This is a genomic window from Sphingobacterium corticibacter, from assembly GCF_003076635.1.
Classification (GTDB): Bacteria; Bacteroidota; Bacteroidia; order Sphingobacteriales; family Sphingobacteriaceae; genus Sphingobacterium; species Sphingobacterium corticibacter.
In genome coordinates this window covers 1,050,323-1,068,874 of sequence record NZ_QDKG01000001.1, presented here as the reverse complement: position 1 = coordinate 1,068,874, position 18,552 = coordinate 1,050,323, and the positions used below count along the sequence as shown (strand labels likewise).

General features: G+C 41.4%; 12 protein-coding genes and 1 pseudogene. 7 read left to right on the top strand and 6 right to left on the bottom strand.

Going from position 1 to position 18,552, the window contains the following annotated elements; translation table 11 throughout:
• Positions 1-5 precede the first annotated feature (5 nt).
• From DC487_RS04555 to DC487_RS04545, 3 genes and pseudogenes are all read left to right on the top strand, one after another.
• Complete coding sequence (locus tag DC487_RS04555; RefSeq protein WP_116774725.1) at positions 6-2,090, top strand: type IA DNA topoisomerase; 2,085 nt, start codon at positions 6-8, stop codon at positions 2,088-2,090.
• Positions 2,090-2,974 (top strand): ORF6N domain-containing protein, encoded by an 885-nt coding sequence (locus DC487_RS04550; protein WP_116774724.1) that lies wholly within the window; start codon positions 2,090-2,092, stop codon positions 2,972-2,974. Before DC487_RS04555 ends, DC487_RS04550 begins: the two co-directional genes overlap by 1 nt.
• Before the next feature lie 124 nt (positions 2,975-3,098).
• A pseudogene (locus tag DC487_RS04545) lies at positions 3,099-4,547 on the top strand (IS1182 family transposase).
• 245 nt (positions 4,548-4,792) lie between these two features.
• On the opposite strand, the gene arsB reads toward DC487_RS04545, so the two are convergent.
• The 5 genes from arsB to DC487_RS04520 form a co-directional block, all read right to left on the bottom strand.
• Positions 4,793-5,821: an ACR3 family arsenite efflux transporter gene (arsB, locus tag DC487_RS04540; protein WP_116775041.1), complete on the bottom strand. Its 1,029-nt coding sequence runs from the start codon at positions 5,819-5,821 to the stop codon at positions 4,793-4,795.
• Between the two features lie 3 nt (positions 5,822-5,824).
• Complete coding sequence (locus DC487_RS04535) at positions 5,825-6,439, bottom strand: low molecular weight phosphatase family protein (protein WP_116775040.1); 615 nt, start codon at positions 6,437-6,439, stop codon at positions 5,825-5,827.
• Between the two features lie 18 nt (positions 6,440-6,457).
• Entirely contained in the window at positions 6,458-6,925 is a 468-nt protein-coding gene (locus DC487_RS04530; protein WP_116774723.1) for a DUF6428 family protein, read from the bottom strand.
• A 56-nt stretch (positions 6,926-6,981) separates the two neighbouring features.
• A complete protein-coding gene (locus DC487_RS04525) occupies positions 6,982-7,311 on the bottom strand; it encodes an ArsR/SmtB family transcription factor (RefSeq protein ID WP_116774722.1) in 330 nt (109 codons plus the stop codon).
• Between the two features lie 192 nt (positions 7,312-7,503).
• A complete protein-coding gene (locus DC487_RS04520; protein ID WP_207774305.1) occupies positions 7,504-8,217 on the bottom strand; it encodes a hypothetical protein in 714 nt (237 codons plus the stop codon).
• A gap of 218 nt (positions 8,218-8,435) precedes the next feature.
• Here DC487_RS04520 and DC487_RS04515 point away from each other — a divergent pair, with 218 nt between their 5' ends.
• Together DC487_RS04515 and DC487_RS04510 are read left to right on the top strand one after the other, a co-directional pair.
• Entirely contained in the window at positions 8,436-8,873 is a 438-nt protein-coding gene (locus DC487_RS04515; protein WP_116774721.1) for a DUF1896 domain-containing protein, read from the top strand.
• Positions 8,874-9,147: 274 nt separating this feature from the next.
• Positions 9,148-14,289: an N-6 DNA methylase gene (locus DC487_RS04510; protein WP_449441371.1), complete on the top strand. Its 5,142-nt coding sequence runs from the start codon at positions 9,148-9,150 to the stop codon at positions 14,287-14,289.
• Between the two features lie 53 nt (positions 14,290-14,342).
• On the opposite strand, the gene mobC is transcribed toward DC487_RS04510, so the two are convergent.
• Entirely contained in the window at positions 14,343-16,343 is a 2,001-nt protein-coding gene (gene mobC, locus DC487_RS04505) for a conjugal transfer protein MobC (RefSeq protein WP_116774719.1), read from the bottom strand.
• Positions 16,344-16,525: 182 nt separating this feature from the next.
• On the opposite strand from mobC, the gene DC487_RS04500 reads away from it, so the two are divergent.
• Positions 16,526-17,581, top strand: a complete 1,056-nt coding sequence (locus DC487_RS04500; protein ID WP_116774718.1) for an NAD(P)-dependent alcohol dehydrogenase — start codon at positions 16,526-16,528, stop codon at positions 17,579-17,581.
• Between the two features lie 48 nt (positions 17,582-17,629).
• Positions 17,630-18,547 (top strand): helix-turn-helix domain-containing protein, encoded by a 918-nt coding sequence (locus DC487_RS04495; protein ID WP_116774717.1) that lies wholly within the window; start codon positions 17,630-17,632, stop codon positions 18,545-18,547.
• The last annotated feature ends 5 nt before the right edge of the window (positions 18,548-18,552 follow it).

The following is an 18,552-nucleotide window of genomic DNA, read 5'->3' as shown; positions in this document are numbered from 1 at the left end:
AAAATATGAAAACAATAATTGCAGAAAAACCAAGCGTAGCAAGGGAAATAGCCGGACTTGTGGGAGCATCCGATAAAAAGGATGGCTACCTGACAGGGAACGGCTATTTTGTTACGTGGGCATTCGGTCATCTGATAGGATTGGGAATGCCAGAAGATTACGGCATTTCGGGATTTGACAAAGCCTCTTTACCAATATTGCCCAATCCATTTTTACTCACCGTTCGCAAGGTCAAAAAAGACAAAAGGTACACCGCCGACACAGGTGCATTAAAGCAACTGAAAGTTATCGAACAGCTTTTTAACCGTAGCAACAGCATAATTGTGGCTACTGACGCAGGTCGTGAGGGCGAATTGATATTTCGTTATATCTACGAATACCTCAAATGTAACAAGCCATTTGAACGCCTTTGGATAAGCTCGCTTACCGAAAAAGCCATCAAGCAAGGCTTTGAAAATCTAAAAGATGGGGCAGCATTTGACGGCTTGTATCAGGCGGCACAAGGCAGAAGCCGTGCCGATTGGCTTGTGGGCATCAATGCTACACAGGCGTTGAGCATTGCCGCAGGCAATGGTATCTATTCGCTCGGCAGAGTACAAACACCCACACTCGCCCTGATTTGCAAACGCTACCTGGAGAATAAAAATTTCACAGTAAAAAGTTACTGGCAGGTAGAGCTAAAGCACAACAAAGAGCAGATAGATTTTAAAAGCCTTTCCAAAACCAAATGGGAAGATCAAAAACTTGCCGATGATACGCTGAAAGCCATTCAGCGAGGCGAAACGGTGACAGTTGTATCGGTAGAAACCAAAAAAGTTACGGAGCAACCGCCTTTATTGTTTGACCTTACAGGACTGCAAAAAGAAGCTAATAAGAAACTCAACCTATCTGCCGAAGAAACCCTCAACATTGCTCAAAGCCTTTATGAGAAAAAGTTTATCACTTACCCACGCACCGGGAGCAAATACATTCCTGAAGATATGTGGGCAGAAATTCCCAACCTCGTGAGGGCTTTGCAGGACAGGGAAACCTGCAAGCAAGCCGTATCAAAAATGAAATGGGGACGGTTCAATAAACGTATCGTGAACGATTTGCGTGTTACCGATCACCACGGATTATTGATTACTGATAAAATCCCGTCAGCACTCAACGCAAAGGAAAATGCCGTTTATGATATGATTGCCTTTCGGCTGCTCGAAGCCCTTTCACAAGCCTGCATCAAGGAACTGACCGATGTCGGTTTACAGGTATTGCATTACGATTTTACCGCAAAAGGCTGTAAGATTAGTGAAGCTGGCTGGCGTTCCGTTAAGGGAAGTTTCACGGACGATGATACCGAACCTGTGCAGGATTTGCCCGAACTGAAAAAAGGCGATGAACTCAAAATAAAAGAAGCCTCCGTTCTCGAAAAGAAAACCAAACCGCCTGTGCTTTATACCGAAGCAGGGCTTTTGTCGGCTATGGAAACTGCCGGAAAGGAAATCGAAAATGAAGATGAACGGAAAGCCTTGCAAAATATCGGTATCGGTACTCCGGCTACAAGAGCCGCAATAATCGAAACGCTGTTTACTCGTAATTATATCCAACGTGAAAAGAAATCTTTAATCCCTACCGAAAAGGGATTGCAGGTTTATGAGTTAGTCAAAGACCGGAAAATTGCGAATGTGGCAATGACTGCCGAATGGGAACTCGCATTGCAGAAAATCGAGAACAACGAAGCTGATACAGGGGCTTTTCAAAAAGAAATGGAAAATTATGCTTTATCTATTACCAATGAATTGCTGCAAACTTCCATTGCCCGAAACAACCTACCTGAATTGGTTTGTCCGAAATGTAAAAGTCAGCAACTCATTATACGTGATAAAATTGTGAAGTGTCCTGAACAGGCTTGTAATTGGGTACAGTTCCGCAATGTTTGCGGCGTACAAATCGGCATAGCCGAAATTGAAAGCCTTGTCAATAAAAAGAAAACTTCACTCATTAAAGGAATGAAAAGCAAGGCAGGTAAGAAATTCGATGCTTATATCGTGTTGAATGAGGATTGCAACACCTCTTTTGAATTTGAAAAAAATAAAAGCTACAAAAAGTAATGGAAAATAAGCCGATTATTACCAGTAAGGAAATAGAAAGCCGGATTTATACCCTAAGAGGGCAACAGGTTATGCTGGATAGCGACCTCGCAGGGATTTATCAGGTAGAAACCAAAGTTTTCAATCAAGCAGTAAAACGTAATGCAGAGCGTTTTCCCGAAAACTTCCGTTTCCAATTGACACAGGTTGAATTTGAAGCTGTCAACTTGAGGTCACAAATTGTGACCTCAAGTTTGAATTACGGAGGGAGGCGTTACCTGCCCTATGTTTTCAGCGAACAAGGTATTGCTATGTTGGCTTCGGTACTTCGTAGCGATGTTGCTGTAAAGGTCAGTATCGAGATAATGAATGCCTTTGTAGAAATGCGGAGAATGCTTATCAGCAATGCTTCGCTGTTTCATCGTTTGGACAATATAGAACTGAAACAATTACAAGCCGACCAGAAATTTGAAGAGATTTTTAAGGCTATGGAAAGCGATAAGCTCCACAGCGAAAAAGGTGTCTTTTACAACGGGCAGGTTTTTGATGCCTATACCTTTGTTTCCGATATTATCCGAAGTGCAAAAACCTCCATTATCCTATTGGATAATTATGTGGATGATACGGTGCTGACCTTATTGGGAAAACGCAATGATAATGTATCTGCCACCATCTATTCCAAAAATATCAGCAATCAGTTACGGCTGGATATGCAACGGTACAACAGCCAATATCCTCCGATTGAAATTGAGATTTTTTCCGATGCTCACGACCGTTTTTTGATTATTGACGATGTGGAGCTTTACCACATCGGAGCATCACTGAAAGACCTGGGTAAAAAATGGTTTGCCTTTTCACGAATGGATATAGAAGTCGGCAGGATGCTTCAAATCCTTAATCCATAATAAAAAACCTTCTGAAATTTCCGAGGCCACTGAAAAAGTTCTTTCTGATTAAATAGATTAGCGAAAACAATTTTGTTTTCGCTTTTTTTTTGTATTTTACAGTTGTATTTCAAGATCAAAACCGATGTTATTACAACAGCAAAAAATGCAGCTGAGCGCCTATTCCGGCTTGTATGATTTAATCGTTCCCCAGGAAAATCTTCTTCGGAAAATTAATGAACTGATTGATTTTTCATTTATCTATGAAGAGCTTTTGAGCAAGTATTGCCTGAGCAACGGCCGCAATGCCGAAAGCCCCGTTCGGATGTTCAAATATCTTTTGTTGAAAAGTATTTACACGGTTTCTGATGTGGATGTGGTGGAGCGTTCACGCTACGATATGTCGTTCAAATATTTTTTGGAAATGACTCCCGAAGAGGACGTTATCCATCCCAGCTCGCTCACGAAATTCAGGAAACTGCGTCTGAAAGATACCGATTTGCTGAATCTGCTGATTGGCAAAACCGTAACGATTGCCATTGAAAAAGGCATCATCAAATCCAAATCAATCATTGTAGATGCCACACACACTTTGTCGAGAAGCAACCCTTTTTCAACGATTGATGTGCTGAGGGAACGCTCGAAACTGCTTCGGAAAACCGTTTATCAGTTTGATGAAGAGTTTAAAACCAGGATGCCTTCAAAAAATACAGATAACAATCTGCTCAAGGAGTTGGATTACTGCAAAGAGCTTGAGAAAATAATTGAAAACGAGCCCTCTGTCAGTGAAATCCCTTCGGTAAAGGAGAAATTAAACCTTTTGAAAGAAATGGTGGAAGACACCGGTGAGCAATTGGTCTTTTCAAAAGATACTGATGCCAAAACGGGTCACAAATCGGCCGACAGCTCATTTTTCGGCTACAAAACCCATCTTGCAATGAGCCAAGAGCGGATTATTACGGCAGCTGTGGTGACTTCGGGCGAAAAAGGCGACGGTCCGGAATTGCCAAAGTTATTACAAATGAGCCAGAACAACGGCATGGAGGTAGATGCCATTATCGGCGATTCGGCTTACAGCGGAAAAGAAAATCTGACAATTGCAGACGAGCAAAACATTAAGGTAGTGGCCAAACTCAATCCTTCCATTACGTAAGGTTTTCGAAAAAATGAAGATCGTTTTGACTATAATAAAGATGCCGGTCGATTTGTCTGTTCTGCAGGGCATCTGGCGATTCGGAAAGCACGAGGTGGAACCAAAAATGTAGGCAAAAACCAAGTTGACACCTATTATTTTGATGTTGAAAAGTGTAAGATCTGTCCACTGAAAGAAGGTTGTTACAAGGATGGTTCAAAAAGTAAAACATATTCGGTTTCTATCAAATCAGAATTGCATCAGGATCAGATAGCTTTTCAGGAAAGCGATTATTATAAAGAAAAATCGAAACACCGCTATAAAATAGAAGCCAAAAACAGTGAACTGAAAAATGCACACGGCTACGGCAGAGCCACTTCTTACGGCATAGAAAATATGCAGATGCAGGGTGCAATGGCTATTTTCGCAGTCAATTTGAAGAGAATACTGAAGTTAATGTAGAGAAAATAATCTCTGCACCTCAATTTCAGTTGCTGTACACTTAAAATTACCGCTAAAAAAATACAAAAAAAAACACTTCTAAAAAAATAAAGAGCTTATTACGGATTTTTCAATCACATAATAAGCTCTTATTTTAATCCCTTTTAAAAGGATAAACTAAAATCAATGAGGTTTTTCAGTGGCCTCGAAATTTCCAGAGGGTTTTCTTTTAGTTTTTTGATGCTTTCTCAATTTCTGTATGCTCATTAGTAAAATTTTTTCTTTAACCATAAACTTGCCCTTACTAATAGTATCAATACAGGCACTTCCACAAGTGGGCCGATTACGCCCACAAATGCCTGTGGGGAATGAATACCGAAAACCGCTATTGCTACGGCTATTGCCAATTCAAAATTGTTTCCTGTGGCTGTAAATGCTATTGAGGCGTTTTTGTCGTAAGGAACTTTTAGGGATTTATTTATAAAGAAGCTGACGAAAAACATCAGTACAAAATAGACGATTAACGGTATGGCTACTTTTACTACATCTATTGGCAGTTCTAATATTTTATCGCCTTTCAGACTGAACATTAATACGATTGTAAACAGTAAAGCATACAATGTAATGGGCGATATTCTGGGTACAAATTTTCTGTTATACCATTCTATTCCTTTTGATTTTACCAATGCGTAACGGCTTATAAAACCTGCTAAGAAAGGAATGCCTAAGTATATCAATACGCTTTCTGTTACGTCTTTCATTGATACGCTTACATTGAAATTGGCTAATCCTAATTTGCTTGGTAATACGTTAATGAATAACCAAACTAAGAAGCTATAAGAAAGTATCTGAAAGATGCTGTTTAATGCAACTAACATAGCTGTATATTCCCTGTTTGCCTTAGCCAAATCGCTCCATACGATTACCATTGCGATACATCTTGCCAAACCTATCAGTATCAAGCCGGTCATATAATCGGGTTCGTTCCGTAAAAACAAAACGGCTAACCCGAACATCAATACTGTACCGATAACCCAATTGAGCAATAATGATATACCGATTACTTTTTTATCCTTAAACGCTTGGGGCAATAATGAATAATCCACTTTTGCCAATGGCGGGTACATCATCAATATCAGACCTATTGCCAAAGGAACATTTGTAGTGCCTACGGATAAAGCATTTGTAATTTTTGATATTCCCGGAAAGAAATACCCCAAACCTATACCTACTGCCATTGCAAGGAATATCCATAAGGTAAGGTAACGATCAAGAAATTTTAGTTTTTGTTGCATCATTTATTGACTGACTTTTGAAAAAACATAAAACATTTCCGTTGCTATCTGCAAACTTCTTTCTGCATATACCTGTGATTGCTCCGGTGTATTATCTGAAATTTTAGGGTCTTCAAATGTGATAGGTATTCTTTTTTCTGCACCTGCAATAAAAGGGCATCCGCCGTCTGCCTGTGAACAGGTCATAATGGCTGCAAATGATGATACTGGGTTGAAAGGGCTATCGTATTTTTTTGAAAAGCCGATAATAGGCAAAGCATTTTCGCTATACTTAATGGCGTAAACAGGATTGTCCATTTCCGTAATTTTGAAAATACTAAAACCTTGACTAATCAATGTTTCTGCGACTTTCGGAAATAATGCCGTTTCTTCTGTTCCACCCGAATAACAATATACATTTGGGATATTAAAGTGTGCTGCTGCTACCTGTGCCCAAACCTGCGATAAATGGCTTCTTCGGGAATTGTGGGTACAAATTAAATTGATATTTATATCCTGCCTATTGTTTATTTTTTGCTGTACAAAATCTATCAACGGTTGTAATAGGATTTTGCGTTTCTCTTTGATGCTGTGAACATCAATTTTGGTGTTAATAATTTCGATTAGTTTTTGATACATCGCATTCTGTTTTAGCATTTAACAACATCCCGAATTAGGTGTACAGCAAGGTTTACCTTTTAATTCAGCCAAGTTTACTTTGTGTTTTTCCGCAGGAATGCCGCAGGCATCACTTGCCAGGCAAGCGGTTTGTTTGTTCTTTAGTACAAAATTGTTACCGTTAAAATCCAAATCGTATTTACCAACTGTTTCGCTTTGATATTCTACTTCAATTTCGGCATCCTCAATACCTAATTTTTCTTCGGATAGTTTGATGATGTTTAATAATTTGGTTGGCTTTAACCTGTGTTCAAAGTCGTTTGCATTCCATAATTGAAAATTGACGACTTTTTCGTTTCTAATCGTTCCCCCACAATCAATAAAGTGTTTGGTAATAACGCCTATTTCTGTAACGTGAAAATGTTCCGGTACAGATGTTCCGTTTTCTAATTGAAATTCAACATTATCCAATGCGGGTAAGATTTCTTTTATGTCTGACAGTTTCATTATTTTTATTTAATTGTTATATTGCTTTATTACGATTGATGCATTTAAAAAAATGCTTAACAGCATTTATCAACACCTACATTATCTACAAAGAACATATTGAGTTCATTTTTTAGCTTCTGCCAAACATTTTCATCAATGCAGTAACATACACTGGTTCCCTCGATACTCCCTTTGATGATGCCAATGTTTTTTAACTCTTTCAAATGTTGTGAAATCGTTGCCTGTGCCAATCCTAATTCGTCCACTAAGTCGTTGCAAATACAAGCATTCTGTTTAAGGATGTATTGCAGGATAGCTATACGAGCAGGATGAGCCAGTGCCTTTAAAGAGGTTGCTAAGTTGTTTTGCTGTTGAGTAAATATTTCAGTTTTTGTTAAGCCCATTTTGTTTATCACAAGTATATCGCAATATTACGATAAATATTTTAATCACAAAACAATTGTAAAAAACTATTCAAATGTTTCGTATCAATTCTTTGGTTCACGTCATCAAGCAATTAGGGAAAATAGGATTTGCTTTTTAAAGAATGCTACAGGTTCTAAAACAGTAAATCCTCCCGATCAGGAGGATTTATTTTACTTTTTCTGAGGGGTTTTGGTAAATTTAAAATCTTTAAAATAACCTTCTGTTCCTATATCTACCCATAGACCAATACTGCCTGATTTGGTATTGCCTTTCATTTCATTTACAATAAATGAAGGAGATTTCTGGTTGTTTATATATAGTACAGCTTTCTTATCTTTTATTTCAATCCTAATAGAAATCCATTCGTTAAGTCCTATATCAGCATACGTTTCATATTCGCCGTTTGCTTCTTTTCTCAATCGATCAAACTTGTATTCAGGATAAGCATAATATTGAACTGTATGATTTCTCATAAACTGGTTGTCAGCTCTGCCATTTGTTGGTCGTAGGTAAATAGCGTCAAACGCTGAATTATCTTCATTTATTCTATAAGCAATACCGATAAAGCCTCGTGCCGCCTCAAATGGAGAGGGATGCTGAATTTTACTTAACATTTTTACCTCAATTACTCCGTCGGCAAAATCCACATTCTTAATTTTAATGAATGTAGGTTCATCAACAGTAGCCCCTAACCGGTTTGCATCAAAAGGTAATTTGTCTAAATCTCTTTCTACCTTAATTACTTTTTCTCCGTTCAGTAAGGTGGATGATGCTTTCACATTAACAATATCAAATTCCACATCTTCAAATTTTATCGTTTGTGCATAGGAATAGTGAAGATGTGTGAACACAGAAACAAAGAACATTAAAACCACTTTTTTCATCTTTTTTATTTTTAATGAATAATCAGACAAGACAAAGATGCACAAAAAGGAAGGTTTGCAACGATGATCTGGTTTAAGAAATATTATTGATGTAGATCAATAGTTTGGCTATTTCGCCAAATACTTCCTTTTAAAGCCAAACCCTGCCACTTTTTTAGAGGGGCTTACCTGCTGCTATAATTTAGGTTTCGAGTAAAACTCTAAATAAAAATTATAGTATGAATACACAGCAAAAAGACCTTTCGTATTTCAGATTACGTCTTCAGGAATTACTAAACAACAGCTTCCCCGAAAAGGCGAACGACCAAAAATTTATCGAACAACGTTCCTCGTGGGCTGCCAATGCTTACGAGGGTGCATTTAGTTCTGGAAACGGTATTGAGCAATGTAATGAAATTGCCGATTACATTCTATTTGGGGGCTTGTACTTCTCCCGATTTGATACGGTTTTTCAGGTAGTATGCAATGAGTTTGACACCATAATGGCAGATGAGGAACTGCGACCGTTCGCCCTTAAAATGTTCCCTGTCTGTGAGCCTGTTTTCGCAAGATATGAGCTAACCGATGATTTCGCTTATGACACGGAGTTTGACCTGCTCTACACCGAACTGACCGGAACCATCGCAATATGGATAGAAGAAAATGGGCTTCAGTAAACGCCAACATCTCCAACTCAACATTGATGCCCTGCGAATTGCTTTTAAACTGGAAAAGGAGAAACGACAAGCCACCGTAGGCGAAAGACTGCTAATGATGCGATACAGCGGATTTGGCGGTCTTAAATTCGTTCTGAACCCCGTAGAGAACGCAATAGACATCAACCATTGGAGAAAAACGGAACACGACCTTTTTCCGCTCACGCAGGAACTCCACCAGCTACTCAAAGAAAATTCCGCAGACGATAAGCAGTACAAACATTATGTGGACAGTATGCGAAGCTCTGTCCTTACGGCATTCTACACACCGCCACAGGTCATAGATGCCATTTCCGCAGCTTTGCGTGAAAGCGGACTGCATATTGAAAAGTTCCTCGAACCGTCCGCAGGTATCGGCTCATTCATACAATCCTTTTCAGAAAACCCAAAAGCAAACGTTACCGCTTATGAAAAGGACTTGCTCACAGGCAAGATTTTAAAGCAGCTTTATCCCGAAAGCAATATCCGTGTAAGCGGTTTCGAGGAAATCCCCGAAAAGGAACAAAGCAGCTATGACGTAATTGCCAGTAACATTCCGTTCGGCGATACTTCCGTTTTCGACCTGTCCTATTCCCGAAGCAAGGACAGCGCAAAAGTACAGGCAGCCCGAAGCATACACAATTACTTCTTTCTGAAAGGTGCTGATATGCTTCGTGAGGGCAGTTTGCTGGCTTACATTACTTCACAGGGTATTTTAAACAGCCCGAAGAACGAACCCATACGCAGGGCGTTGATGCAGGATAATAATCTGGTTTCGGTTGTTCGTTTACCCAACAACCTGTTTACGGAATATGCAGGTACGGAAGTCGGAAGCGACCTGATTATCCTACAAAAGAATACGGCAAAACAAAATCTGACCGAAAGGGAAGATCTGTTTTGCCAAAGCAGGCAAACAGAATACAATACACCTGGTAATGCACTCTTTCTGGGCAGCACAAGGATTGTGCATACCGATAGCAAATTAGATACCGACCCCTACGGGCAACCTGCCTTAATCTATACTCATAAAGACGGTGTTAATGGCATTGCCACTGACCTCAAACAAATGCTTTCCGAAGATTTTGGGAAGCACCTGAATTTGAGCTTATACAAAGGCGAACGGAACGATGAGCCTGTAATGCAAATTCCGGCTATACCAAAGATTACACCTCCGGTTATTGAACCCGTAATCATTCAGCCCGAAACCCAACCTCTATCGGTTCCGGTAACGGGTGGGGAAAGTCCGCAGGAATTAAAGCAACTAAGCATTTTCGACCTGTTTGAAAATATGGACGAACCCGTAGCGGTTCTTGCTCCACCCAAAAAGATAACACAAGCTAAAAGGCAAGGCACTAACAAAAGAAGAGCTGCAATTGGTCGCCAGCCCGACCTGTTCAGTAGTGCAATGCAGCAGCCCTACACGCCACCTGTTACCAATAAGGCGACCAATGGAAATACGTCATCCAATGGCAAAAAACAGGAAGCTATCGGCGACCTGTTTTCAGGTGTCAATGGGAATGGCCAGGCTGACAAGCCAGCCGTTCCCGATACCATTCCCGAAGTTGCTCCTTACGGTGGCGAACTCCAATCGTTCCACCGTAATGATTGCCTTGTGGTAGATAAGGGCTGGGTCGGTCATCTGCAAGATGTAGATATGGCAGACGGCATGGCAGTTTTTCATCCCTTGCAATTGCCGTCCCTACAGAAAGCAAGAGCCGAGGCGTATATCGAAGTAAGGGATATTTACCACCAACTTTACACCAAAGAGGCACAGCATCAGACTGAATACAAGGAAGAAAGGGAAAACCTTAACCGCTTGTACGATGCCTTTGTAAAAAGGTACGGCAACCTCAACAGTGCCGATAACATCAAGCTCATTAAAACGGATAGCGCAGGTAAGGAAATGCCTTATTTGGAGCGTGTGGTTGGCGGCGTGGTACGCAAAGCCGATATCTTCAGCCATCCTGTAAGTTTTTCTACCGTAACCATAGCCACAGACAATCCCGAAGAAGCGTTAGCGGCTTCACTGAACAAATACGGCAGCGTGGATTTGGGCTATATGTCCGAAATCAGCGGTATGACCGATGATGCTTTGAAAAAAGCCCTGAACGGTCGTATCTATTACAATCCTCTGGAAAAGGAATACGAAATATCCGAACGCTGGATTGCGGGTAACGTGGTAGAAAAGGCACAGGAGGTACGCACCTATATCGAAAACAATCCTGATGATGCCGAAGCCAAAGCAAGCCTTACTGTTTTGGAAGAAGCCCGACCAAGACGTATCGAATTTGAGGAACTGGATTTTAACCTCGGCGAACGCTGGATACCCACTGGCATTTATGCCCGCTTTGCTTCGCACCTGTTCGATGCAGATGTACTTATCCATTACTCCGAAAGCTCCGACGACTTTTCCGTAAAGTGTCATCAGGGCAATATGCACATTTGGGAAAAATATGCCGTCAAAGCCGAAAGCCGGACGTTTGACGGGATTGCCCTGCTCAAACACGCACTCGTGAACACCACGCCCGACATTACCAAAAAAGTAATGGTTGGCGACCAGGAAGTGAAAGTGCGGGATATGGAAGCCATACAAATGGCGAATACCAAGATTGACGAAATCCGTACCGCTTTTGCCGAGTGGCTACACGCCCAAAACGACGAGTTCAAAACAAGGCTTACAGACCAATACAACGATACTTTTAACTGCTTCGTCCGCCCGAACTATGACGGAACCCATCAGGATTTTCCGGGATTAGACCGCAAAGCATTAGGTATTGAGGATTTGTATTCCAGCCAAAAGGACACCGTTTGGATGATAAAGCTGAACAACGGTGCTATCTGCGACCATGAAGTAGGTGCAGGAAAAACGCTCGTGATGTGTACCGCAGCACAGGAAATGAAGCGTTTGGGGCTGGCGCACAAGCCCATGATTATCGGGCTGAAGAGTAATGTTCACGAAATTGCCGAAGCCTACCGCACTGCTTACCCACTCGCAAAAATCCTGTTTCCCGGCAAGGAAGACTTCACGCCGCAAAAACGCCTCCGCATTTTCGGCGATATTAAAAACAATGAGTGGGATTGCGTAATCCTCACGCACGACCAATTCGGGATGATACCGCAGTCGCCCGAAATTCAAAAGGAAATCCTCGAAATAGAACTCGACAGCGTGGAGCGCAACCTTGATGCCCTGAAATCGCAAGGCAAGGAAGTAACCAGGGGAATGCTTGCAGGGGTCATCAAGCGTAAGGAAAACCTTGAAGTAAAGCTCAAAACCCTTGAACACGATATTGAGAACCGCAAGGATGATGTAGTGGACTTTAAAATGATGGGCATTGACCATCTGTTTGTAGACGAAAGCCACCAGTTCAAAAACCTGATGTTTAATACAAGGCACACAAGGGTTGCTGGGTTGGGCAACGTGGATGGCAGCTTAAAGGCGATGAACCTGCTTTTTGCAATCCGTACCATTCAGGAACGCACCAATGCGGATATGGGCGCAACCTTTCTTTCGGGTACAACCATCAGCAACTCCTTAACGGAGCTGTACCTCCTGTTCAAATACCTGCGACCAAGAGCAATGGAAAAACAGGGCATTCATTCTTTTGATGCCTGGGCAGCTATCTATGCAAGGAAAACTACCGATTACGAGTTTTCGGTAGCTAACAATATCGTGGCGAAAGAGCGTTTCCGCTACTTTATCAAAGTTCCGGAACTGGCGCAATTCTATTCTGAAATTACAGATTACAGAACGGCAAAGGATATTGGTATTGACCGCCCCAATAAGAACGAGGTATTGTACAACATACCGCCCACGCCCGATCAGGAAGCGTTTATTAAAAAGCTGATGGAGTTTGCCAAAACGGGCAATGCAGAACTGTTGGGCAGACCTAAATTAAGTGCCAGCGAAGAAAAAGCGAAGATGCTCATCGCTACGGATTACGCCCGTAAGATGTCGCTCGATATGCGTATGGTAGGCGGCAGGTATGGCGACCATCCCGACAACAAGGCTTCGCATTGTGCGGCAAACATAGCCAAATATTACAACCAATACAATGCACAGAAGGGAACACAGTTCGTTTTCTCCGATTTGGGAACCTACAAGCCAGGCGAATGGAACGTGTACTCCGAAATCAAGCGTAAGCTCGTGGAAGACCACGGCATCCCTGCACACGAAGTAAGGTTTATTCAGGAAGCGAAAAATGATAAGCAACGCAAGGAGCTTATCAAAGGAATGAACGAGGGCAAAATCCGTGTGCTGTTCGGTTCTACGAGTATGCTCGGAACGGGCGTAAATGCACAGAAAAGAGCCGTTGCCGTTCATCATTTGGATACGCCGTGGCGACCAAGCGACCTCGCCCAACGTGATGGCAGGGCTGTAAGAAAGGGCAATGAAATTGCCAAGTTCTTTGCCGATAACAAAGTAGATGTGATTATCTACGCCGTAGAAAAATCGCTGGATAGCTATAAGTTCAACTTACTGTACAATAAACAGCTTTTTATTGACCAATTGAAAACCAACAACCTCGGCAAGCGTACCATTGATGAGGGCAGTATGGATGAAAAATCAGGAATGAATTTTTCGGAATACGTGGCTATCCTGTCAGGAAATACCGACCTGCTGGATAAAGCCAAACTGGAAAAGCAGATTGCCGGACTGGAAAGCGAAAAGCAGGCGTTCAACCGTTCTAAGTTCAGTGCCAAATACAAGCTGCAAGACTGTACAGAAATGCTCGAAAGTACCCAATCCCGGTTGAACCGGATGAGCCTCGATTGGGACAATTTACAGCAACGCATACAAAAGCATTCGGATGGCACTATTGCCAACCCAGTGCAGTTGGAGGGCTTGCTGCCCAATACGGATGTAAAACAAATCGGTGCAAAGCTCAACCAGCTTGCGGACAAAGCCCGCACCGGAGGGCAGTATGAAGAAATTGGCAGCCTGTACGGTTTTACTTTATTGGTCAAAACTGAAATGTCAGAAAAAGAGGGTGTGGATATTCGTGTAAACCGCTTTTTGGTACAAGGCGAGGGCAATATCAAATACACCTACAACAATGGTCTGATTGCGAAAGATGAAAAGCTGGCGGCTATGAACTTTCTGAACGCACTGGAGAAACTGCCCGGCTATATCGAGCAGGAACAAAAGAAGATTGCCGAAATACAAAAAGATCTGCCTGTTCTTCACGAAGTGGTCAACGGAACTTGGTCTAAGGAAAGCCGGCTAAGCGAACTGAAAACGGAACTGGCTGCCGTGGAGCGAAAGATACAGCTATCTATTACGCCCGAAACAAAGGAGGAATCTAAAGAAGTCCAAGCTGAAAAACAGAAAGAATCCCCGCAGGTTTCGGATAGCATTGCACGGGTAAAAGGTATTCATATGCCTCGTGGGGTGTTGTAAACCTGAATGGACAGGACAAGAAAAAAGGGAGGTCATTTGAGCCTCCCTTTCGTTTATCCCTCCTGAATCAAATGTTGTAAGTTCGAATCATTCTTAATACGCTCCATTTCGTTTTGAACGATACTTAGAATATCAGATTTTATTTGACGGTAATTGCTTTCAATCTGTTGTTTCATTTTGTCCTCGCCGTGTTCATCAACAAAGGAAAGGATTTGCGGTATCTTCTGATAAGTTTTGGTTTCGGCGGCTACCTTTTCGTTATCCACTACGATTTCTGCGTGGAAAATCTTTTGCTCGATGCGTTCATCAAAATTATCCGATACAGAACCGACAAACATACCCTGTGTGAGCGTTGAGATTTTGGAAGCCGGAATAAGGCTGTCTAACTGTGTGGAGATAGAGGTAGATTTGTCGTTACGGTTAATGGTCATACTTTGGCGTTTCTGCAATACTTTTCCGAAGCGTTCCGAAAGACTTTTTGCTGTTTCGCCCACAACCTGACCACTGAAAATATTACCTACCGTATTCTGAATAACCTTTGCTTCTTTATCGCCATAGTCCCTTATTAATTGCGAAAAATCCTGAAAACCCAAACAAACTGCTACCTTATTACTACGGGCAGTTGCGATTAGATTGTCCAGTCCTCGAAAATATATTGTTGGCAACTCATCTATGATAACGGAACTCTTTAGCTGTCCCTTTTTATTAATCAGCTTTACAATTCTCGAATTGTACAAACCCAATGCTGCCGAGTAAATATTTTGTCGGTCGGGATTGTTGCCCACGCACAAAATTTTAGGCTCTTGCGGGTTATTGATGTCGAGTGTAAAATCGTCGCCCGTCATTACCCAATATAACTGCGGGCTAATCATTCTTGATAACGGGATTTTTGCTGATGCGATTTGCCCCTGCAATTGGTCTTGTGCGCCGCCTTGCCAAGCATCCAAAAAAGCCGATAAATAGTTTTCCAACTCATAATAAGAAGTGAGTATAGTGAACACGTCCGAATACTTTTTATTCAGCAATTCAATGGCGTGTGGGAATGTGCAATACTTACCATTATCGTAGATTTTGAGAAACCAAATTATTGCTGCCAATAAGATAATTGGGCTTTCCACGAAAAAATCCCCTTGCTTTGTAATCCAGCTTTTGTTGAGATTAAGCATTATGGTGTATGCCGCTTCGTAGGCATCCGATATGTCCGTCATAAATTCGGGATTGAGTGGATTACAACGGTGGCTCTTGCGTGGGTCGTCGAAGTTGATCACGTAAAACTTCGGCTGAATTTTGTACTTGTCCTGATGCTTCAGTAAATGATTGTAGGCGATTGTCGAAAGGTCATCGAACTTAAAATCGTAGATGTACATACTAAAGCCTTTCTCAATCTGCTGCTTGATGTAGTTATTTACGATGGCGTAGGATTTTCCGGAGCCGGGTGTTCCCAACACGATAGTTGCCCTGAAAGGATTGACGATGTTAATCCAACCGTTGTTCCATTTACCTTTGTAGTAAAATTTGGTGGGCAGGTTGACGGAATACTCATTTTCCATCAGCTTGGTTTCCTGTTGGAAGCTCTCGTTCTCGTTGTTGAATACATCGTCCATCAAATTGGTGCGAAGCAAACGGCTCATCCAAACGCCTGCAACCATCAAAGCAACATAGCCTGAACCTGTGGTAAGGATATAAAGAAATGTAGCAATGTTTAAGGGCAATTTTAATAAAGGGAAATTCAGGAAAAACAGAATGATACCAACCGCTAAAGCCACATATATTTTAGACCAGGTTATTTTTTCATTCTTCACGCCTTTGGTTCCCAGACAGCTCAAAGCCAGCAATATCAAAGCAAACACTTTGGTGTATAATGTATGCGAAAACAAACCCGCCGTTCGCTGAAAATTGCCTAATATTTTGTTGATAATCTCTAAAGTCCAGCCACGTTCTATAAAGAAACCGTAGCAGAACCAGTACAGGTGCATCAGTACCAAAATGATACTCACTGCCCGCATAAACGCCATTATTTTGGCTAAACCTCTTAAATCGTCTTCTCCTTGCATTATTTTGATGTTTTAATGTTCGGGCGTGAATTTAAAGGCTGTGCGGTGTGGCTTTAAGAATGTGGCAGTCAATGGCGGTGTGTGGCAGTATTTGGCTTTTTTGGACACTCATTTCAGAGATTTGAACACTTCTATCCGAGTTCCTTTGCTCAACTTTGTACAATCAATAAATAGTAAAGATTATGATAACAGCAAAAGGATATGCGGCACGAAAAGCCAATAGTAAATTAGAACTTTGGAATTTTGAAAGACGAGAAGTAGGCAATCACGATGTGCAGATTGAAATACTGTATTGTGGTGTTTGTCATTCTGATTTGGCACAAATCAACAACGAATGGTTTGAGGGGATCTTCCCTATGATACCCGGACACGAAATTGTCGGACGGGTGGTAAAAGTGGGCGACCACGTTAAGAACTTCAAAGTAGGTGATTTGGCAGGCGTAGGAACTTTGGTAAATTCATGCGGTCATTGTGAGCATTGCGAAGACGGATTGGAAGTCTATTGCAAAGAAGGTGTTATTGCCACATACAACAACGTTGATAAATACAGGGATAATTTGCCTACCTACGGTGGTTATTCAAATACCATTGTTACGGACGAAAAATTTACCTTACGTATTTCCGAAACATTACATCTTGCAGCAACCGCACCCTTATTATGTGCAGGTATTACGACCTATTCTCCTCTGAAACATTGGAAAGTAGGGAAAGGACACAAGTTAGCGGTTTTAGGATTAGGCGGTTTGGGACATATGGCTGTAAAATTTGGTGTAGCATTAGGTGCAGAAGTTACCGTTTTAAGCACGTCGCCAAAGAAAGAAGCAGACGCTAAAAAATTAGGTGTCCACAACTTCGTTGTAACAAGTGATCCTGTACAGATTGAGCAAGTAAAATCATCTTTTGATTTCATCATTGATACCGTAAGTGCGGAACACGATTTTGATTTTTATCTGTCGTTGCTCAAAGTGGACGGAGTACACATCTGCGTGGGCATCCCACCTATAGGATTAACGATTAAAAGTGTGGGTGGATCATTGCAAATGGGGCGTAGAAGCGTTGTCGGTTCTGCCGTTGGCGGACTTCCCGAAACACAGGAAATGCTTAATTTCTGTGCAGAGCACAACATCACGGCTGAAATTGAACTGATTGACATCAAAGACATTCACGCAGCGTTTGACAGAATGGAAAAAGGAGATGTGCGTTACCGCTTCGTCATTGATATGGAAACACTTAAATGATAGCAAAAGGAAGAAGCTGAGCTTTTTCCTTTTCTTAAATTTGTAGTAATGAAAAAAGAGAACAAACCATATTTCGTTCAGTCCATACAGGAAGAACACAGCTTTTGGGGCTTACCCAAACCAATGCACCCATTAGTAAGCGTTTTCCGGTATAGTGAAGATTACAAAGCTGAACCTACTTTGCCCGAACATCGTGCCTTTGGTTTCTATGCTATTTCAATCAAGAAAAATTACGCAGGCAAATTCAGGTACGGACAACGGTATTATGATTTTGATGCAGGGGTAATGACATTCATTTCACCCAATCAGGTACTATCTTTCAAACAAGGCGATGTAACCCCGACAGAGGGTGTAACACTACTTATTCACCCTGATTTTTTGGCAAGTTATCCATTGGCAAAAAATATCAAAAGATATGGCTTCTTTTCGTATGAGGTAAACGAAGCATTGCATTTATCCGAACAGGAAGAAGAAACTTTGGAAACCATTTTCAAGAACATTGAAAGGGAATATCAGTCCAATATAGACCAATTCAGCCAGGATGTAATGATCGCACAGATCGAACTGCTTTTACAATATTGCAACCGTTTTTATAACCGTCAGTTCATTACCAGAAAAATTGCCAATGACGAAGTTTTAATCCGGTTGGAAAATCTTTTGACTGACTATTTCAACGATGAAACATCATTGGCTTTAGGCATACCAACGGTACAGTTTGTTTCTGAACGGCTAAATGTTTCTACCAATTATTTAAGCGATATGCTTCGCAGTATTACAGGACAAACCACCCAACAGCATATACACAATAAACTGATTGATAAAGCCAAAGAATTATTGAGTACAACCAATCTTTCCGTTAGAGAAATTGCATACCAATTAGGCTTTGAATATCCGCAGTCGTTCAACAAATTATTTAAGAAGAAAACTGACATATCGCCCTTGGAGTTCCGGCAGTCTTTTAACTGAAAAAC